Below are 19,084 nucleotides of genomic sequence, written 5' to 3'. Positions count from 1 at the left end.
CGCAGCCACCTACGCGGGCAACATCTGAACCGTCTCGCACGAACCGTCCGGTGTTCCGTGAGCCGGCACCGGTCGGCGAACGCCCGGTGAGATCGCGAATCCGATCTCGCCGGGCGTTTGCCGTATGTGTGCGCGGAGGAGCTTCTCGGTGTGCCGCGTGGCCTGACCGGCGCATTCCCTCGATGATGTAGCTGCGGGCTGGCGTACTGGACGATTGACCAGTACGCTGCGCCGAACAGGAATACGGCATGGTGTGGAACACAGTGCCGCCCGCACGAGTCGGGCGTCACTTCCGCGCGTCACGACACGAAGGAGCCCTCGGTGACGGTTTCGCGTCGATCGGTATTGGCCGGTACTGCGGCCGCGGCGATGGCGGCGGGTATGACCGCGGCGAATCCCGCAGGCGCACAACCGCTGCGTCACCAGGCCGACGATCAGGGGTACCTGATCGGCTGCGGGATCGGGGATATCACCGGCGCGCCCGCGGGCCAGGGCATGATGGGCTACTCCGAGGCCGATCAGGTCGCCACCGGACTGCTCTCGCGATGTTGGGTGCGCGCCTACATCGTCGTGGATCGGGCCAGCGGGGATCGCATCGCCTTCGTCACCGCGGACAACGCGTGCCTGTTCCAGTCGGTGCACCTCGAGGTGCTGCAGCGGCTGGCCAGGCGATTCGGGAACCTGTACACCGAGCGCAACGTCAACATCAACGCCACGCACAACCACAACTCGTGCGGCGGGACCGCCCGCGAATACGCGTATTCCCTTGCCGCGTACGGGTTTCAGTCGAACTCTTTCGAGGCCGAGGTGAACGGGATCGTCACCGCGATCGGACAGGCCCACGATCGCCTCGCCCCCGGGACGATCATGCTCGGGCATGGTGAACTCCACGATGCCAGCGCCAACCGCTCCCGGGTCGCCTTCGAACTCGATCCGGCGCCGGACAAGGCGGTCTTCCCCGGTGCGGTCGACCCCTCGGTGACCGTGCTGCGGCTGCGTCAGGGCGGCCGGGACGTCGGGGCGATCACCTGGTTCGCCACCCACGGCACCTCGCTGACCGACCGCAATACGCTCATCTCCACCGACAACAAGGGTTACGCCAGCTACCGCTGGGAACACGACGAGATGGGTGTGCGGCACGGTGACGGACAGCCGCGCTTCCTGGCAGCGTTCGCGCAGACCAATGCGGGCGATATGACGCCCAACCTGAACTGCATCCCCATGCATCCGTCCGGGCCGACCGAGAACAACCGGCTCAACTGCACGATCATCGGCGAACGGCAGTACCGGGCCGGACGCGCGGCCTTCGCCTCTGCGCGCACCATGAGCCGCGGCGGCGTGGACGCGGTCGCGCACTACGTGAACATGGCCGATGTCGCCATCGATGGCTCCTATACCCCCGATGGCAAACCCGCCCGCACCGCCCCGGCGATGATGGGCGCGTCCGCCATGGCGACCAGCGAGGAGGACAACTGGAACAGTCAGCTGTCGTTCCTGCAGGAGGGGGATACGAATCCGATGGTTGCCGCGCTCGGTGGCATCGACGCCCCGATCGAACAGTGGATGCGAGATGTCCAGGCGCCCAAGCTGATCGCCGCCCCGCTGGGCATCCTGCCGCCGCGGCCGTGGAATCCGCAGGTGCTGATGCTCCAGATCATGCGGATCGGTGATCTGGTATTGGCCTGCGGCCCAGCGGAATACACCATCGTCGCCGGGCTGCGGATCCGGCGTCTGGTCGCCCATGCGCTCGGCGTACCGCTCGAACACGTGCTCATGCAGGGGTACGCGAACGGCTACAGCCAGTACGTGACCACGCCCGAGGAGTACGTCTCCCAGCAATACGAGGGCGGGGAGACCCAGTTCGGCCGCTGGACGCTGCCGGCGTATATGCAGGAATTCGACCGGCTGGCACGGGCTCTGGCCGCGCGTACCGATCCGGGCCGCGGCCCGGCGCCGCTGGACTGGGCGTCCGGACCGCAACCGAACCTGCTGCCGCCGGTCCCGCCGGACGTCCCCGTCGCCGGGCGAGCCTTCGGCGATGTGCTGACCCGACCGTCGAACGGTGTTGCGGGGCAGACCATCGCGGTCGAGTTCTGCGGCGCCCATCCGAACAACGACTTCCACACCGGCGGAACCTATTTCGAAGTCCAACGCGCGAACGGCGCGGACTGGCAACGCATTCAGGACGACAACGACTGGTGCACCGAGATGCACTGGCGGCGTCCGGACGGCCAGCCCGCCGCCTCGATCGTGCGCATCCAGTGGACCGTGCCGAACGGAACCCGGCCGGGCCGCTACCGCATTTGCTACACCGGCGACAGCCGAGACGTCGCGGGTAAGCGCACCCGATTCACCGGTACGTCAACGGAATTCACCGTCGCGTAGGGCTTTTCCCCGGTCGGCGTCGTCGTCGGACGTGTCGGCGCCGGCCCGCAGGGCGATCTCGAGCTGAGCGCTCATGGCTCGTCCGGCCGCGTGCAACGGCTCGGGGGAGTGCAACGTCCTGCTCAGGATGAACGCTCCCTCCAGTGCGCCCAACATCGCCACCATCAGCTCGCGCGCCGGACCACGACGGACACCGCGTCCCACCAGGTAGTCGGTGCCCTGCTCGATCCAGGATTCGACGACCTCCGCGGCCACCTCGCGCAGCGCGGGCCGGCTGTCGGCGATCTCCCCGGCGACGGTGCCGACCGGACACATGTTCATCCATCCGGACTGCTCCATATCGGCCGCCGCGGCGGTGAACGCGGCCGGAACCGCCTCGCGCAGATCGTCGTACGGATCCATCAGCAGCGGCAGTAACTGAATGTAGGCCGCACCGCTGGTGCGCAGCGCTTCCGCGGCGATCTGCTCCTTGCCCTCCGGGAAGTGGTGGTACAGCGAGCCGATCGGCGCACCGGCCGCGACGGTGAGCTCCTTGACGGTGGTCGCGCCGTAGCCCTGACGACGCATCAGCTCCGTCGCGGCGGTGATGATTCGCGCGCGAGTGCCGGTTGACATGTTCTCCGCCATACCACCACACTAGAACACATGCTCTAGAGCAATCGTTCTAGCGAAGGGGTCGGTTCGAATGCCAGTTGTCGAGATCGCGGCGGGCCGGGTGCACTACACCGAGGTGGGGCAGGGTCCGCCGGTGGTGCTGCTGCACGGGGTGTTGATGAATCACACGCAGTGGGATCGGGTGCTGCCGCTGCTACCCGAGGGGTTCCGGTACATCCGCCCGACGCTGCCGTTGGGCGCCCATCCCGAACCCATGCGCCCGGACGCGGACCTGAGCATGCGCGGCCTGAATCAGGTGATCGACGATTTCCTCGCGGCGCTGGATCTGCACGGGGTGACGCTGGTGCACACCGACTGGGGTGGCGGGTTGTTCCTGACCGCCTACGGTCTCGACGAGCGTGTCTCGCGGCTGATCGTGCTGCCCTGTGAGGCATTCGACAATTTCCCACCCGGACTGCCGGGCAAGATGACCGTCGTCGCGGCCTATGCTCCGGGCGGCCTCACGCTGGCGTTGCGTCAGTTGCGTATCGCTCGGCTGCGGCGACTGCCGGTGATGCTCGGCTGGATGGCGCGTCATCCGCTGCCCGACGATCTGGTGCGCGGCTGGACCGAACCGGGTCTCCGCAGCGCCGCAGTCCGCCGCGATCTGCGCAAATACGGAAAGTCCCTGCCGCCGCGCGCCGATTTGATCGCCCACACGGAGGCGCTGTGCGAGTTCGCGGGCGAGGCGCTGGTGCTGTGGTCCTCGGCGGGCAAGGTGATGCCGCGCGAGCACGGTTTCCGCCTGGCGCGGTTGCTGCCCAAGGGGCGACTGCGCGAGATCGACGACGCCTACGTGCTGTCCATGATCGACCAACCCGCCGCCGTCGCGGGCGCGATGAGCGAATTCCTCACCGGCACATGAGGGCCGAGGCGGTCGCGCCGGAATAAACGGGGCAGTCAACCCGTTAGCATCGGAGAGAGTGCCACGACATGACGGAGGGATACGGTGAGCCGCGTACTGAGGACCCCGCTACCCGCCGTAGGTCGCGCGCTGGGACGTCGCCGGACGGTCATGCGCATCGCACCCTTCGTCGTCGTGCTGGAACGTCTCGTGCGCCGGATCAGCCGGGGGCGGCACGGGGTGTTGGACGTGGCCGGTCTGCCCTCCATGGAACTCACCGTCCTCGGACGCAAATCCGGTGTGCCGCGCACGGTTTCGCTGCTCTACGTGCCGGAGGGACAGGACGATTTCCTGCTGGTCGGCTCCAATTGGGGCCGACCGCAGCATCCTTCGTGGTCGGCCAACCTCGCTGCCGCCGATCACGCCGAGATCCACAGTCGCGGAGAACGTTTCAAGGTGCGCGTGCGGCGGCTGACCGGCGCGGAGCGAGATCGGGCCTGGGAGCGGGCAATCCAGCGCTGGCCCGGTTACACGATGGAGCAGAAGATGGTTCCCGAACGCCCTTTCCGGCTGTTCGAACTGACCCGCATCTGAGCGCTCCCGGTCAGGGCACCACGGTCACCGGCCATCGCCCGGCCTTGACCAGCCGGACCGCCACCGAGCCGATGAATCGGTGCCCGGCCTTCTCCGATGCCCCGACGATCACCGCATCGGCCTTGAGTTCGTCGGCGGCCTGGGCCAATCCGGTGTACGGATCGCCGCGCCGGGTGAAGAACTTCCAGCGCGTGGTGTAGACGCTCTTGACCCGTTCGGCGTGCTCGGAGATCTCCCGGGCGAGGTCGTCGGCGACCTCGGCGGTCGCGCCCTGCACATCGGCGCCGTACACCCCGGACATCGCCATGTACGGCTGGACGTAGACCAGTGCCAACAGCGCGTTCTGCCGTCTGGCCAGACCACCGGCGTAGGCCGCGGCACGCCAGGACGCCTCGGTCCCGTCCACGCCTGCCATGATCACGCGCGGACCGTCGGTGCCCAATTCGAAGCCGGTGCCCTTGTCGGCCGCCCACTCCGGAGTCTTCTCCTGCGCCACGAATCGAGCCTAATCGAGTGTCCGATTCCGTCCGAACGCCCGGTCGCGATCGGGCGGCCGGTGCCGAGACGAGCCCGTGCGTCCAGTGTCGTTATGGTCACCGCATGACCACATCGCAACCGCTCATCGCCGTGATGGGCGTGTCCGGATCCGGTAAGACGACGGTCGGGGAGCGACTGGCGACCGCCCTCGGCCTGGCCTACGCCGACGGCGACGATCTGCATCCGGCGGCCAATATCGCCAAGATGACGGCCGGGATCCCGCTCGATGACGCGGACCGCATGCCCTGGCTCGACGCCATGGGCCACTGGCTGGCCGCGCACGAGGACCGCGGCGCGGTGGTCAGTTGCTCGGCCCTCAAACACGAGTACCGCGACCGGCTCCGGGCCGCGGCGTCCGGGCTGTACTTCGTCGCGCTGGACGTGCCGCGCGCGGAGCTGGTTCGCCGAATGACAACGCGCACAGGACATTTCATGCACGTCGAACTGCTGGACTCCCAACTGGCGATCCTGCAGCCGTTGACCGCGCAGGAGTACGGGCGCACCGTCGACGCCACCCGCGACGTGGACGTCGTCGTGCGCGACGTGCTGGCGGCCCTCGACCCGGGCAGCGCCGGAACTCAGCCCAGGTAACGTCCGTACCAGTCGGTGACGCGACGCCACGCCTGCGCGGCCCCGGCGGCGTTGTAGCGCGGGCCGGTGTCGTTGAAGAACGCGTGGTCCGCGCCCTGCGCGATGAAGGTCTCGTGCGGCAGACCGGCCTGCTGCAGTGCGGCCTCCGCGGCCGGGCGGGTGGCCCCGACCCGGGCGTCGAGCGATCCGTAGATCGCCAGTACCGCGGCCTTGGACCGGGACAGATCCCCGCCGGTCGGGAAGGGGCCGTAGAACGGCGTGGCCGCGGCGATATTCGGCGTGCCCGCGGTGAGCAGCATCCAGGTCAGCCCGCCGCCGAAACAGAATCCGGTCACGCCCAGCTTCTTGTCCGGCACGCGGCGCGCGAGCTCCTGGACACCGGCCTGCAGATCCGCGACGAACCGGTCCTGCGGGATCTTGCTCAGCGCCGCGGTGGCCGCCGCGGGCTCGGAAAACGTTGCGGTGCCGCCTTCTTCGGACAGCAGGTCGACCGCCAGGGCGCTGTAGCCGATGCCCGCGAAACGTCCGGTGACCGAGCGGATGAAATCGGTGAGCCCGGTGTTCTCGTGGATCACCAGCACACCCCCGCGCGGGTTCTTCGCCTGCGCCCACGCCGCCTGCAGGGTGCGCCCCTGCGGGCCCGCGAAGGTGACGGCGCTGGATTCGAGCGCACCCGCCGCTCCGGGCGGACCCGAAGCGGGAGCGGCCGAGGATGTCGAATGTGCTTGGCTGTCACTTTGATTCGTCGAGCAGGCGGCCAGTAGCGCCGAGGCCGCGGCGGCCCCGAGCCCCATCATGCCCAGGCGACGCAGTGCCTCGCGCCGATCGAGGATGCCGTCCGCGTGATCGGTCGCGATCTCCTCGGCCATGTACTGCTGCAAGGGGGTCATGGGGCACACCCTATTGCGCGGATGCGCCCGCGGGTGAGTACTCGAGCTCGAGGTTTGCTGTGGACCGGATCCGGGACCGGTTCAGCGATCGAGTTTGCGCAGCAGGTCGCGCAGTGCGCGCAGGTCCGATTCCGACAGTGCGGCAATAGATTCCGGTGCGGGGTCGTGCGTGCCGAGGGCGTCGGCCACCACCTGGCCGCCGAGTTCGGTGATGGAGACGACCTTCGTGCGCCGGTTGGCCGGATCCACCGAGCGCAGCACCAGGCCGCGTTCCTCGAGGTCGTTGACCGTCACCGTGGCGGCGGGCGCGTCCATCGCGGCCGCGGCGGCGAGTTCCTTGACCGTCATCGGACCGCAGCGCAGCTGGCGCAGGATCTTGATCCGGCTGAACGGCAGTCCCGTGCGTTCGGTGATGGCCCGCTTCCATTTGTCGCGGGTCCCGACGGTCTGCAGCAGCATCCGCCACACCTCGTCGGGAGTCGGGACGTCATCCGGCATGGGTGGGAACTTTCTGTTCGAGCAGATGGGCGACCCCCTGCTGGGAGCGCCGGGCCCAGCCGGTGCTGGCCGAGAAGCCGAGCACGATGACACCGACCGCGAGGACGGCCAGGACCCACCACAGACTCGCACCGGTCAGCAGGCCACACAAGGCCACGCCCAGGCTGACGCCGATCTGGCGGCTGGTGGAGGCGACCGCCGAGGCCGCGCCCGCCTGATCCAGCGGCATCCCGCTCACCGCGGAGGTGGTGATCGGCGCGTTGACCATGCCGAAACCCACGCCGAACACGGCGAACATCAGGATCAGCGCCCACACCGGCGTATCGGCGCGCAGCGTGGTCAACGAGATCGTGGAGATCGCCAGCAGCGTGCCCGCGACGACCAGCGACGGCCGGGTGCCGTAGCGGCCGACCAACCGCCCCGACAACGGCGAGCAGATCAGCATGCCCAGGGCCATGGGCAGATACAGCAGACCGGTGTGCACGGCCGAATAGTGCCGCGTCCCTTGCAGATACAGCGAGGCGCTGAACAGGAACGCGCCCAGGCAGGCGAAGGCGCACACCGCGATCATGGTCGCCGAGGCGAAGGGGAAGCTGCGGAAGAAGCGCAGGTCGATGAACGGTGTGTGATGCCGCCATTCCACGTAGCAGAACGCTGCCAGCGCGATCGCGGTGATGATCAGCATGATCGGCTTGTGCTCGATGAGCCCGAACACCAGCGTGAACATGACGACGATCGCCAGCGCCTGTCCGAGCGGATCGATGCCGCGAGCCTTGGACGCCTTGGACTCGGGCACGAACAGCGTCGTCAGCACCAGGGCGACCGCGCAGATCGGCAGGTTGATCCAGAACACCGACTGCCAGCCCAGCGCATCGATCAGCACCCCGCCCACCATCGGCCCCAGCGCGGTGGACACGCCGACCACCGCACCCCAGACGCCGACGGCGCGGGCGCGCTCGACGCGGTCGGTGAAGACGGTGGTGATGATGGACATCGCCACCGGGTTGAGCATCGATCCGCCGATGGCCTGCACGAATCGCGCGCCGATCAGCACATTGATGGTGGGTGCGAGGCTGCACAGCAGCGAGCCGATCGCGAAGATGGTCAGTCCGATGCGGAACATCCGCCGACGGCCCCACCGGTCGGCGGTCGCGCCCGAGAGCATCAGCAGACTGGCCAGGGTCAGGGTGTAGATGTCGACGATCCACTGCAGCCGCGACAGCGGCGCGTGCATCTCGCCGCGGATGGACGGGATCGCGACGTTGACGATGGTGGCGTCCATCGACGAGATCAGCAGGCTCAGGCAGCACGTCACCAGCACGATGGTCTTGCCGCGCGCGCTCAACCCCGCAACAGTTGTAGGCACACAAGCATTGTGAAACTACAACTGTTCCGGATGCAATCAGCAGTTGTTATGGAATGCACCACTGTGATCGCGTCACATCGCTGTTGTCGCGTCATGGAGTGAACCACTCGTTAGCTGCCTGGTGACAGGGTGAAACATTCGATATGGCGCTCTGCGAGCTGAACGCTCGCCCGGTACGTTCGTTGCATGACGATGGATCGGAGTGCGGCGCCGGGCACGGTGACCGCAGAACCCGTGGACGAGGAAGAAGGCTACAAGCGGGGCCTGAACCCGCGCACCGTGCAGATGATCGCGATCGGCGGCGCCATCGGCACCGGCCTGTTCTGGGGCGCGGGCGGCGCCATCGAACAGGCGGGTCCGGCGCTGATCCTGTGCTACCTGGTGGCGGGTGTGGCGATCTTCGTGATCATGCGAGCGCTGGGGGAGCTGCTGACCTATCGCCCCGTATCGGGCAGTTTCGCGGAGTACGCGCACGAATTCCTCGGGCGCTTCGCGGGATTCGTGACCGGCTGGACGTACTGGGCCGTGTGGGTGAGCACCTGCATGGCCGAGATCACCGTCGCCGGAAATTATGTGCAACGCTGGTTCGCGGTGCCGCAGTGGGCGACCGCGCTGGTGGTGCTGGCCGTGCTGTTCGCGGCGAATCTGATCTCGGTGAAGTTCTTCGGTGAGGGCGAGTTCTGGTTCTCCGCGATCAAGATCTTCGCCATCATGGCGATGATCGTGATCGGCATCGGCGTGCTGGTCATCGGATTCGGGCACGCGCCGAATCCGTCCGTGACGAATCTGTGGGCCGATGGCGGGGTCTTCCCGAAGGGCCCCTGGCAGGCCCTGCTGGCGTTGCAGATCGTTGTGTTCGCCTATGTCGGTGTGGAATTGGTGGGTGTGACCGCGGGAGAGGCCCGCGAACCTCGCAAGACGCTCCGCAAGGCGATCAACACCCTGCCGCTGCGGATCGGGCTGTTCTATGTCGGTGCGCTGGTGATCATCATGTCGGTGCTCAGCTGGACCAGCTTCCACTCCGGCGAAAGCCCGTTCGTGGCGGTCTTCGAGAAGGTCGGCATCCCGGGTGCCGCCGATCTGATCAACTTCGTCCTGCTGACCGCGGCGCTGTCCTCCTGCAACTCGGGCATCTACTCCACCGGACGCATGCTGCGCAGCCTCGCGCAACACGGTGAGGCGCCGCGCGGGCTGGGTGCGCTGAGCAGTCGGCAGGTGCCGTACGCGGGCATCATCGCCTCGGCCGCGGCGATGGTGATCGGCGTGATCGTCAACGTGATCTCGCCGAAGCAGGCGTTCGCCTACATCACCTCGGTCAGCACCATCGGCATCATCGTGGTGTGGGGCGTGATCCTGTTGTGCCACATGGTGTATCGCGCGCGCGTCCGGCGCGGGCAGCTCCCGGCCTCGGACTACCGTCTGCCCGGTGCGCCGGTCAGCACCGTCCTGGCCCTGGCCTTCCTGGGCCTGGTCGTGGTCCTGCTGTTCTTCACCGACAGCGGTCGCACGGCGATCATCGTCGGCGTGGTGTGGACCGTGCTGGTCTGCGCCGGATATCCGGTGGTGAACAGCCTGGCACGTCGCCGGGAATCGGTGCACGCCTGAGTTCTTCGATCAGAATTCGTCCCGGTGCGCCCGCGCCCAGTCCCGGAAGGTGCGCGGCGCGCGGCCGGTGATCTCCTCGACGTCGGGATGCACCATCGAGGTGAACGCCTCGAGTGCGGTGGCGCGCAACGCCATCACCGCATCGGCCATCGTCTCGTCCAGACCCGCGCCCAGCAGCCCGGCCCGTGCCTCGGCCGGCGTCGTCTCCGCATAGCGCAGCGGTCGGTCCAGCACCTCGGCCAGGATCGCGGTCTGATTGGCCGGGGAGAGCGGTTCGGGACCGCTGAGCGTGCGGATCCGGCCGTCGTGGCCCGATTCGGTGAGCACCACGGTCGCCACCGCCGCGATGTCCTCGGGATCGATGACGGCGATGCGCCCCTGTCCGAACGGTGCGCGCACGGTGTCCTGCGCGCGCACCGTCCCGGCCCAGTGCAGGGCGTTGGACATGAAACCCAAGGGCCGCAACATGGTCCACGCCACTCCGCTCTCGCGCACTGCCTGTTCCCCGGCGCGATGCCAGGTGGGGATCGGATCGTCGGCCGCGGGATCGCCGGTGCGGCCCGAGGACAGTTTCACGATGCGACTCACCCCGGCGTCGGCGGCCGCCCGCGCCAGGGTGGCATCGTGCGCGGCCAGATCCGGCCCGGTGGTCAGCAGGAAGACGCGATCGACCCCGGCCATGACGCCGTCGAGGCTGTTCGGATCCGCCGGATCTCCCCGCACGACGTCCACGCCTTCGGGGAGTGCGGCGGTTTCGGGACGTCGGGTCAGCGCCCGCACCGGCGCGCCCGCGGCCAGCAGGTGATCGACCACCGCACGTCCCACGGTGCCGGTCGCTCCGGTTACCAGAATCATGGGAGAACTCCTCTGTGCTGCTCAGGGCGGGTACGTCCCGCCCGCAGACCAGGCTGCCGACCGACGCCGCATCCGGTCCACGCAGACGGCCGCTCGCCGCGAAATCCTCCGCATCCGGTCCGAATCCGCGCCGGATCACCATTCGCTCGCCGGGCAACCGCCGAAATCCGCCGACCTCGCCGTGCGCGTTCAGCTCATGACGCTGCCCGTGCCGATCGAGAGGTAGGCGAGGGTCACGACCATCAGGAACCAGCCCGCGCCCTGCCAGATCGGCCAAGCGCGATGCTGCCGCCAGACGCGGTACGTGCCGACGAACGCGCCGAGCGTGCCGACGACCAGCACCAGGCCGGGACCGCCGATGATCGCCGCCTGCGAGGTGCCGTCGCAGAAGGTGCGCGGTGACGGCCCGCAGGATTCGCGCCGGCGCGCCCACTCATCGATCGCCAGGAACAGCAGCGCCGCGACGATCAGCACGCCCGCGCAGTATCCGACCGCACGCCGGTACATGCCCGGATCGTGCCAGCGCTTCTCGACGTCGTCGACCATGATCACGCACCTCCTCGGGCTGTGGATCGCCGGACCGTGCGCACTCCAGTGTCGTCCACCCCACCGGCATCTTCGTGCACAGGGCCCGCACCTCGGGCCGTGCGCCGGGAGCGTGCGTCGCGCGGCCTAGGATGACCGGATGAGCGTCCAGCGGCTGCACGTCGTCCCTTCCCGATTCGCGGTCGAATACGTCGCCGAGGCAACGTTTCCCGAGGACGACGAGTGGATCGCGCTGGTCCGGGCTCCCGAGGGATTGACCGTGGTCCGCGATGCGCCGCCGTGGGCCGAAGGGGAGATCTGGATCGGTCTGTACGGCGACCCCGCCCGGCACGGCCGGGACACCACCATGCCCGCCGCGGTCGTCGGACCGCTCACCGAGGCGGGCATCCCGGTCTTCGTGACCTCCACCTACCACGCGGATCTGGTGCTGGTCCCCGAACATCGCCTCGTCGAGGCCAAGGACGCGCTGGAGCAGGCCGGACACCGCATCGACGGCTGAAAGCCCTGGCGCACAGCGCGTCCGCGACAGCAGATCTCAGGCGAGGGCGGCCAGCTCGGCGAAGGCTTTGCGCAGCAGGTCGCAGTAGACGTCCGGATCGGTGACGATCGCCGGATCGCAGGCCACCGAGACCGCGAAGACATCACCCGCGCCGACGAACGAGTGCGCCAGCGCGATGTCCGGATACACCGGCGGCAACATGCCCGCGAATCGGAATCGGCTGTCCAGCAACGACAACGCGGTATCCGAATCGCAGCGGATACTCGTCAGAATCGTATGTGCCGGTGGGAGCGGCGGCGGGTCCGCGGGTGGCAGGGTGCCGAATTTCGTCCGGTAGGTGCGACTGGGCAGGCCGTCGATCAGCTGCAGCCGGGCCAGCTCACGGGGGCTCGACGCCGATCCGCGACGCGCCCTGAGGGTTTCGTCCACGGCGCGGGCACGCGCGGCGATGTCCGGCTCACCGGGATGCAGATCCACCACGTCGGCGCCGATCCGATTCACCCCGAGCACCTGCTCGCCGGGGATCGCGATCGTGACGAAGGCCGACAGGTCCTCCGGGCACGGCAGCGTGTGCTCGTCGAAATAGCGTTGCAGCGCAAGCGATATCGCCGTCAGTCCGATGGCGGTGACGGTGACCCCGGGGCTGCGCACCGCCGCGAGATCCAGCGGGACGGTGCGCAGCGCGCGGTCCGGGCCGATGCGCTGATTGAGCACCGTCCTGGTACGTGCGGAGATGACCGACCAATCGGCCTCGCCCTCGGGTACCGTCCGCCGACTCAGCGCACGGGCCCCGGCCAGGAATCGCACTGTGCGCCAAGGTATCCGGATCGCGTCGGCCACCACGGCGGGCCACAGCCGGAGACGTCGCGCCGCGCCGGGCTGCCCCTCGATCCGCACCGGCGCGGGATCGGCCGCGAACAACGCCTCGCCCAGCGAGGTCATCGCCGGACCGGCCATCAGCGCATGGCTGGTGTGCATCATGACCACGGTCCCCGCGCCGCTCAGCGTCTCGATGCCGCGAACTCCCGGAAATACGTGCAAGCGCCAGGCGCACACCCGCGCGTCCAGCGGCTCGGTCAGGACCTCCGCCATCCGGTCCTGGCACGCGGCCCAATCCAGGCCGTCGGGATGCGTGACGACATGACTTTCGATCGGGCTGTCATCGAGCGCCCAGAACGGGTGCGTCAGCCCGCCCGGCGCTTCGACGATCCGCCGCCGTAACGGCTCCAGCGCCGCTGCTCGCGCACCGAAATACTCGGTGACCTGTTCGCCGGTGGGGGCAGGACCATCGCCACTGTCGAACACCCACCACATCGGCCAGTCGGTCATCCGGCCCGACCGCGCCAGATAGAAGAAGGCCGCGTCATTGGCCATCAGCTGTGATTCGCGCATCCGCTGCTCTCGTCGATCTTCGATTGCCCAGAACTGTAGCGTCCACGCCGGGTGCGCGAGCGCCGGGAGCGCGAGACGGGCGAACGGGATGAACGGACCTCGGGTGCGGCCGGGTATCCCCGGTGGTCAGTCCGACGCTGCGGACGGCCCGCCGACTCGGGACGGCCGGGCCGATACCGAATGCCCGGCGCGTCGGCCGGAGAACACACAGTCCGCGATCGACAGGCCGCTGACATAGGACTCCGAACAGATCCCGATCGCGGTGCGCCCCGCCGCGTACAGTCCCGGAATCGGCTCGCCCGTCGCCGATCGCACCGCACCGGTGTCCTCGTCCACGGCGAGGCCGCCGAGGCTGAACATGGGGCACGGGTTGGTCAGTTTCGGCCGGACCGAGACGTCCAGCAACGTGTACGGCCCCTGTTCGATCGGCTGGGTGAACTCACTCGGTTTGCCCATCGGATCGGGTTCGCCGCCGGCGATGGCCTCGTTGTGTCTACGGATCGTCGCCGCCAATCCCTCCGGGCCGACTCCGGCGCGACGCGCCACCTCCTCGACGGTGTCCGCGCGAATCGCCGAGGTGCGCAACAGCGATTCGGCCTGCAACCGCTGGAACCAGATGGCCTCGTCCGCCAGCTGTCCACGAGCGCGCCGCATGATCTCGGCATCGACCAGCAGCCAGCCCTTTCCGCCCTGACCGCGGACCAGGGCGTTGCCGACCGACGCACCGTAACGGGTCTCATCGATGAACCGCTGCCCCTGCTCGTTCACCAGCAACCCGCCGTAGAACGCACTCGGCGGCGCGATGAATCGCCACGCCGAGACGTTGTCCATCCGCTCGGCCACACCACCGGCGGCCACGCCGAGTTCGATACCGGATCCGTCGTCCCCGGTGGTGCCCAGTGCGAGACCGCCGGTGTATCCGGGCGCGTGCTGCTCGAGCAGTTTCCGATTGGCGATATAGCCACCAGCACAGAGGATCACGCCACGGTCGGCGCGAATCCGGACCTCACGCGAATACCGTCGCTCGAGCGCGTCGAGTCGGCCTTCCAGCACCCGGCGCAAGGGCGGATAGTAGATCCCGGGTTTGGCGGCGATCGCGGCCATCGCGGCGAACCGCTTGCGGATCGCCGACGGCGCATCGGCCATGGTGCGCGCCCGGACGCCGATGATCCGGCCGCCGTCATCACTCTCCAGCGCCACCACCCTGGTGTGCGGGCGCAGTTCGACACCGGCGCGCATCGCGGCGCGAGCGAGCGGCTGATAGATCTTCTTGCCCGACGCGCCCTTCCCCTTCGCGCGATGTCCGCGCTGCACGGGCGGCGTCACGGCGCGGAATTCCCCGGAACATTCACTGCCGGAGTAGTACAGGTAGTACCGGTTGTCCGGATACGAGGTCTTGTACGGACACACCGACGCCTCGAACGGCACGCCGTGCCCCATCAGCCACTCGATCATCTCGGGACTCGAATCGACGAATCTGCGCAGCGTCTCGGGCCGGACCGCGTCACCGACCTCGCGGGTCAGGTAGGCGAGCATCGCCTCGGGCGTATCGCTGATCCCGGCTTCGCGCTGAATCGCGGTGCCGCCACCCGCGTAGACGATGCCGCCGGACAGTTCGGTGGCGCCGCCGCCGTTGAAGCGATCCACGGCCAGCACCCGCGCTCCCGCCGCTCGCGCCTCCAACCCCGCACATGCACCGGCCGCACCGAAGCCGACGATCAGCACGTCCGTGGTCAGATCCCACACCATCGCGATTCCTTCTGTATCTGGAACATGTTTCCGGGCCGGCCGCCAGGGGGAGTGAGTGGTCAACAGGTACCGGCGGTTCGAACTCCACCGTGAACTATAACGTGTTCCATTTTACTGTCCGATTCGGCGAATGGCGTAGCGGCGTCCCACGAAAGAGTCGCTGAGCTGGATCGGAACACCTCGGTTGGACGGCTGACCGGGTATGTGATTGAAAGGAGTAATGGTCTGGGGGGTACTCGTCGTCGCGGTGGCAACCGCGATTCTGTTCTCCTCCTTCTTCACCGAGACCTGGGCCCGTGAGGCCGCGCAGCGCGCGGAGGCTCCCGATCTCCCGTCACACACCTACCGGTCCCTGCGCGCGCGACAACGGCACATGCAGGCGGTCACCCGCTGGTTGCGGGTGACCACGGTGCTGTACCTGCTGATCGGCCTGTTCGCGGATTGGTTGTGTCTCACCCTGATCCGGTGATGCCGCGACGGATCTCGCCGGGGCTGTGCTGAATTCGTTCGGAGGACCGCGAACGCGACGAGCGCAGCTGATAGGGCACGCTGGTCACCATCACGCCGGGCACGAACAGCAGCCGCGCCTTGAGCCGCAGCGAACTCTGATTGTGCAGCAGGTTCTCCCACCAGCGGCCTACCACGTACTCGGGGATGTAGATCGCGACCACGTCGCGCGGGCGGGAAGTTCGCACCCGCTTGATGTATTCGATGATGGGCCGGGTGATTTCGCGATAGGGCGATTCGACCACCTTCAGCGGGATCGGCACCCCCGCCTTCTCCCAGTCGCGCGTGAGCTGGCGGGTATCGGAGTCGTCCACGTTCACCGAGATCGCGGTGAGCGTGTCGGGCCGGGTCGCGCGGGCGAACTGCACCGCGCGCTGAGTCGCCTTGTGCCAGCTGGAGACCAGCACGATCGCGTGCACGCGGCCGGGCAGCGTCTCGAGCTCGTCGGGGTCGACGTCGAGTTCGGCGCGCACCCGCGAATAGTGCCGATGGATACTCGCCATGATCGCCACCAGGACCGGGATCGCGAACACCACCAGATACGCGCCGTGGGTGAACTTGGTGACCATCACCACGACCAGCACCACGCCGGTGAAACAGGATCCGAAGGCGTTGATGATCCGCCCCCGGTGGATGCGCGCGCGCTCGGCCGGCGTCTTCGCGGTGCGCAGTTCCCGGTTCCAGTGCCGCACCATGCCCGCCTGGCACAGCGTGAACGAGGTGAACACGCCGACGATGTACAGCTGGATCAGTCGCGTGGTCGATCCGTGGAAGGCGTAGATGAGCCCGCCCGCGACGACCGCCAGCAGGATGATGCCGTTGGAGAAGGCCAGCCGATCGCCGCGGGTGTGCAGCTGGCGGGGCATGTACCGGCGCTGGGCCAGGATCGAGTTCAGCAGCGGGAAGCCGTTGTACGCGGTGTTGGCCGCCAGGATCAGGATCAGGGCCGTGGTCACCATCAGGTAGTAGAACGCGATGCTGTGCCCGCCGAACACCGCCGCGGAGATCTGCGCGATGACCGTCTTCTGCGCGTCGGTGTTGCAGTTGCCGGGGAAGTTGGTGATATCGCAGGTGTTCTCGGTGACCCTGGTGTGCGAGATCATCGCCAGGGCCGTCACGCCGCCGAACAGCGCGATGGCCAGCCCGCCCATCGCCGTCATGGTGCGGGCGGCGTTGAGCGCCTTCGGTTTGCGGAATGCCGGGACGCCGTTGGAGATGGCCTCGGCCCCGGTCAGGGCGGTACAGCCGGAGGAGAAGGCCCGCAGCAGCAGGAACGCCACCGCGGCCGAGGACAGACCGACCTGTTCGGGGCGGATCTCGTAATGGGCGCTTTCGGCCACCGGCGCATGCCCGAACATGGCCTGCCCCAGTCCGACGACGGTCATCACGAGCACGCCGATGACGAATCCGTAGACCGGGATGGCGAAGGTCCGGCCCGATTCCCGGACGCCGCGCAGATTCATCGCGGTCAGCAGGGCGATGAAGCCGATATTGATCGCCACCCGATACGCATTGAGGTCCGGCAGCGCGGAGATGATGTTGTCCACACCGGAGGCCACCGACACCGCGACGGTCATGATGTAGTCGACCAGCGACGCCGCGGCGACCACGAGTCCCGCACCGGGGCCGAGGTTCTCCGCGGCCACCTCGTAGGATCCGCCGCCGGAGGGGTAGGCCTGCACGACCTGCCGATAGGACAGCACCACCACGGCGAGCAGCACGGCCACCGCCGCGGACACCCACCAGGCCAGATGCAGGTAGAGCACGCCGCCCAGAGTGAGGATCAGCAGGATCTCCTGCGTCGCGTACGCGACCGAGGACAGCGCGTCGCTCGCGAAGATCGGTAGGGCGATGCGCTTGGACAGGAGCGTCTCACCGAGTCGATCACTGCGGAACGGGCGCCCGAGGACTAATCGCTTCGCGACATCGATCGGTGAAACCACGATGAGCCAGCCTAAGCGGGAGCAGTTGCTGTTGGGAAACCGGCAGGGACGTAGATGGATAAATATTGTGGCGTGAACCGTACGGATCCCGTCGGTATCGGGTCCCTGGGTCCGGCGATTCACTATTGTAGGCCGCCCGCGGCACGGGTACCGGCCGAAACGCGGGCTGAGCTATCTTTCAGTCACTAACGCATGTGTATACGTGTATTGGTTTCGGACGCGAGCTACCGCAAGACGTCGCGGAGGTCGATTGTGACCCGTCACAGACTCGGTATGGGCGGATGCACCCGGGCGACAAGGCCCGCGCTCGTCTGTTCAGGACGGAAGTATCGGCCGATACTGTAATCGGTGCGCGATTACCGCGGGCGCGGAAGGAGCCACCATGACCGTCACACCCTCGGCCGTCGATCTGACCGTCTCCGGACGTCCGGTCTCCCAGCCGCTGCAGGACGTCTGGAGCCTGTCACGGCAGATGGTCGATCACTTCATCGCCAATGTCGCTCCCTGCGGCACGCTGCCGGACGATGTCCTGCACGGCGACGTCGCCACTATCACCCGCCTGTGTGTGGAGATGACCACGAGCATGCTCGACGGCGGTGACATCGCCGCCAAGACCGAGCGGGTGCAGGCGGCGGCCGCCGAGTGGGCCCGCGAAGGCATTCCGATCGACACCATCCACCGGGCGGTGCACGAGGGCTTCAACATCGGTTTCGATCTGGTGTTCGCGCAGGCCACCGCCGAGGACTACGACACCGTGCTGGCCACCGCGCGGCGGATGCTGGAGATCCTGGGCACGCTCACCTCGACCGTCTCGGTGGCGTACGTCAAGGAGTACCGCGCGGTGGTGAGCGAACACCACACCGCGGTGCACACGCTGACCTCCGCACTGCTGGGCGGGCATTCCAGCGCGACCATGGCACGCGAATGCGGTATCGAGATCGCACCCTCGTACCACGTTCTGGCCCTGTCGATCCCGTCGCATCCGGAGGAACGCAACCCGCGCGTGGACCGGAAGGTCGTGGCCCGCCGCAAACTTCGGCGGGTACAGGCCGAATTGGCCACGCGCTGCGGCGAATCGGTGCTCTCGCTGTTGAGCGTGGACGGCGGCACGGTGCTGATCCCCGAGAACACCCTGGACAGTGCGCAACTCGACGAACTGGTGACCTGCCTGTCGCGGGCCGCGCAGGTGCCGATCCGTGCCACCGCGGTGCGCGCGAAGGCCGCGGAGATTCCCGACGGCGCGGACCGCGCACACGAACTGCTGGACATCGTGCATCGGCTCGACTGTGTGGACGGACTCTACCGATTCGACGATCTGGCACTGGAATACCAGCTCACCCGGCCTGGGCCCGGCCGCGAATATCTAGGGTCCCTGCTGGACCCGCTGGAGAACCACCCGGACCTGCTGACCACCCTGCAACGCCATATCGCCAACAACCTCAACCGCGGTCGCACCGCGCGCGGACTACACGTGCACACCAACACGATCGACTACCGCCTCAAGCGTGTGGGACAGCTCACCGGATTCGATCCGAATCAGCCCTCGGGGCTGTGGTACCTACGATCGGCCCTGGTGGCGCGCAGTTATCGAGCGTAGGCGGCGTCCCGGCGCGATCGGTACCGTGGGGA

The 19,084-nt window shown here is 68.0% G+C and carries 18 protein-coding genes; 8 read left to right on the top strand and 10 right to left on the bottom strand.

Going from position 1 to position 19,084, the window contains the following annotated elements; genetic code table 11:
- Positions 1 to 321: 321 nt before the first annotated feature.
- The gene (locus K7711_RS29850) at positions 322 to 2,385 is read left to right on the top strand and encodes a neutral/alkaline ceramidase (RefSeq protein WP_222972820.1); all 2,064 of its coding nucleotides are present in this window, start codon (positions 322 to 324) and stop codon (positions 2,383 to 2,385) included.
- On the opposite strand, the gene K7711_RS29845 is transcribed toward K7711_RS29850, so the two are convergent.
- Complete coding sequence (locus K7711_RS29845; RefSeq protein ID WP_235747975.1) at positions 2,362 to 3,012, bottom strand: TetR/AcrR family transcriptional regulator; 651 nt, start codon at positions 3,010 to 3,012, stop codon at positions 2,362 to 2,364. The genes K7711_RS29850 and K7711_RS29845 overlap by 24 nt on opposite strands.
- Positions 3,013 to 3,070: 58 nt before the next feature.
- Here K7711_RS29845 and K7711_RS29840 point away from each other — a divergent pair, with 58 nt between their 5' ends.
- Together K7711_RS29840 and K7711_RS29835 are read left to right on the top strand one after the other, a co-directional pair.
- On the top strand, positions 3,071 to 3,904 hold the full coding sequence (locus K7711_RS29840) for an alpha/beta fold hydrolase (protein WP_222972818.1): 834 nt from the start codon (positions 3,071 to 3,073) through the stop codon (positions 3,902 to 3,904).
- A gap of 84 nt (positions 3,905 to 3,988) precedes the next feature.
- On the top strand, positions 3,989 to 4,477 hold the full coding sequence (locus tag K7711_RS29835) for a nitroreductase family deazaflavin-dependent oxidoreductase (protein ID WP_308015011.1): 489 nt from the start codon (positions 3,989 to 3,991) through the stop codon (positions 4,475 to 4,477).
- Between the two features lie 10 nt (positions 4,478 to 4,487).
- On the opposite strand, the gene K7711_RS29830 is transcribed toward K7711_RS29835, so the two are convergent.
- Positions 4,488 to 4,973 carry a universal stress protein gene (locus K7711_RS29830; protein WP_245567832.1) on the bottom strand — a complete coding sequence of 162 codons (486 nt, stop codon included), beginning with the start codon at positions 4,971 to 4,973 and terminating at the stop codon, positions 4,488 to 4,490.
- Positions 4,974 to 5,077: 104 nt separating this feature from the next.
- Here K7711_RS29830 and K7711_RS29825 point away from each other — a divergent pair, with 104 nt between their 5' ends.
- Positions 5,078 to 5,605: a gluconokinase gene (locus K7711_RS29825; RefSeq protein ID WP_222972817.1), complete on the top strand. Its 528-nt coding sequence runs from the start codon at positions 5,078 to 5,080 to the stop codon at positions 5,603 to 5,605.
- On the opposite strand, the gene K7711_RS29820 is transcribed toward K7711_RS29825, so the two are convergent.
- The 3 genes from K7711_RS29820 to K7711_RS29810 all read right to left on the bottom strand — a co-directional run bounded on the left by K7711_RS29820 (position 5,593) and on the right by K7711_RS29810 (position 8,359).
- Complete coding sequence (locus K7711_RS29820) at positions 5,593 to 6,495, bottom strand: dienelactone hydrolase family protein (protein WP_222972815.1); 903 nt, start codon at positions 6,493 to 6,495, stop codon at positions 5,593 to 5,595. The genes K7711_RS29825 and K7711_RS29820 overlap by 13 nt on opposite strands.
- Positions 6,496 to 6,576: 81 nt before the next feature.
- Positions 6,577 to 6,993, bottom strand: a complete 417-nt coding sequence (locus tag K7711_RS29815; RefSeq protein WP_222972813.1) for a MarR family winged helix-turn-helix transcriptional regulator — start codon at positions 6,991 to 6,993, stop codon at positions 6,577 to 6,579.
- Entirely contained in the window at positions 6,983 to 8,359 is a 1,377-nt protein-coding gene (locus K7711_RS29810; protein ID WP_222972811.1) for an MFS transporter, read from the bottom strand. Before K7711_RS29810 ends, K7711_RS29815 begins: the two co-directional genes overlap by 11 nt.
- 186 nt (positions 8,360 to 8,545) lie before the next feature.
- Between K7711_RS29810 and K7711_RS29805 the strand changes: the two genes are divergently transcribed.
- Complete coding sequence (locus tag K7711_RS29805) at positions 8,546 to 9,964, top strand: amino acid permease (protein ID WP_372460204.1); 1,419 nt, start codon at positions 8,546 to 8,548, stop codon at positions 9,962 to 9,964.
- Positions 9,965 to 9,973: 9 nt separating this feature from the next.
- Here the strand turns inward: K7711_RS29805 and K7711_RS29800 are convergent, their stop codons facing one another.
- Together K7711_RS29800 and K7711_RS29795 are read right to left on the bottom strand one after the other, a co-directional pair.
- Positions 9,974 to 10,819 (bottom strand): SDR family oxidoreductase, encoded by an 846-nt coding sequence (locus K7711_RS29800; protein ID WP_222972810.1) that lies wholly within the window; start codon positions 10,817 to 10,819, stop codon positions 9,974 to 9,976.
- Between the two features lie 189 nt (positions 10,820 to 11,008).
- Entirely contained in the window at positions 11,009 to 11,365 is a 357-nt protein-coding gene (locus K7711_RS29795; RefSeq protein WP_222972809.1) for a hypothetical protein, read from the bottom strand.
- Between the two features lie 139 nt (positions 11,366 to 11,504).
- On the opposite strand from K7711_RS29795, the gene K7711_RS29790 reads away from it, so the two are divergent.
- Positions 11,505 to 11,864: an ACT domain-containing protein gene (locus K7711_RS29790; RefSeq protein WP_222972807.1), complete on the top strand. Its 360-nt coding sequence runs from the start codon at positions 11,505 to 11,507 to the stop codon at positions 11,862 to 11,864.
- Between the two features lie 36 nt (positions 11,865 to 11,900).
- Here the strand turns inward: K7711_RS29790 and K7711_RS29785 are convergent, their stop codons facing one another.
- Positions 11,901 to 13,256, bottom strand: a complete 1,356-nt coding sequence (locus tag K7711_RS29785; RefSeq protein WP_222972806.1) for a wax ester/triacylglycerol synthase domain-containing protein — start codon at positions 13,254 to 13,256, stop codon at positions 11,901 to 11,903.
- 126 nt (positions 13,257 to 13,382) lie between these two features.
- Positions 13,383 to 15,005 carry an FAD-binding protein gene (locus K7711_RS29780; protein WP_222972804.1) on the bottom strand — a complete coding sequence of 541 codons (1,623 nt, stop codon included), beginning with the start codon at positions 15,003 to 15,005 and terminating at the stop codon, positions 13,383 to 13,385.
- Between the two features lie 220 nt (positions 15,006 to 15,225).
- On the opposite strand from K7711_RS29780, the gene K7711_RS29775 reads away from it, so the two are divergent.
- A complete protein-coding gene (locus K7711_RS29775; RefSeq protein ID WP_222972803.1) occupies positions 15,226 to 15,474 on the top strand; it encodes a hypothetical protein in 249 nt (82 codons plus the stop codon).
- Here the strand turns inward: K7711_RS29775 and K7711_RS29770 are convergent.
- The gene (locus K7711_RS29770) at positions 15,458 to 17,455 is read right to left on the bottom strand and encodes an APC family permease (RefSeq protein WP_222972801.1); all 1,998 of its coding nucleotides are present in this window, start codon (positions 17,453 to 17,455) and stop codon (positions 15,458 to 15,460) included. The two genes, K7711_RS29775 and K7711_RS29770, sit on opposite strands and share 17 nt — an antisense overlap.
- 382 nt (positions 17,456 to 17,837) lie before the next feature.
- Between K7711_RS29770 and K7711_RS29765 the strand changes: the two genes are divergently transcribed.
- Positions 17,838 to 19,052, top strand: a complete 1,215-nt coding sequence (locus K7711_RS29765) for a PucR family transcriptional regulator (protein WP_235747974.1) — start codon at positions 17,838 to 17,840, stop codon at positions 19,050 to 19,052.
- Positions 19,053 to 19,084 lie beyond the last annotated feature (32 nt).

The sequence above is a fragment of the Nocardia coffeae genome, assembly GCF_019890715.1.
Lineage (GTDB): Bacteria > Actinomycetota > Actinomycetes > Mycobacteriales > Mycobacteriaceae > Nocardia > Nocardia jiangxiensis.
This window is presented reverse-complemented; position numbering and strand designations above follow the sequence as displayed.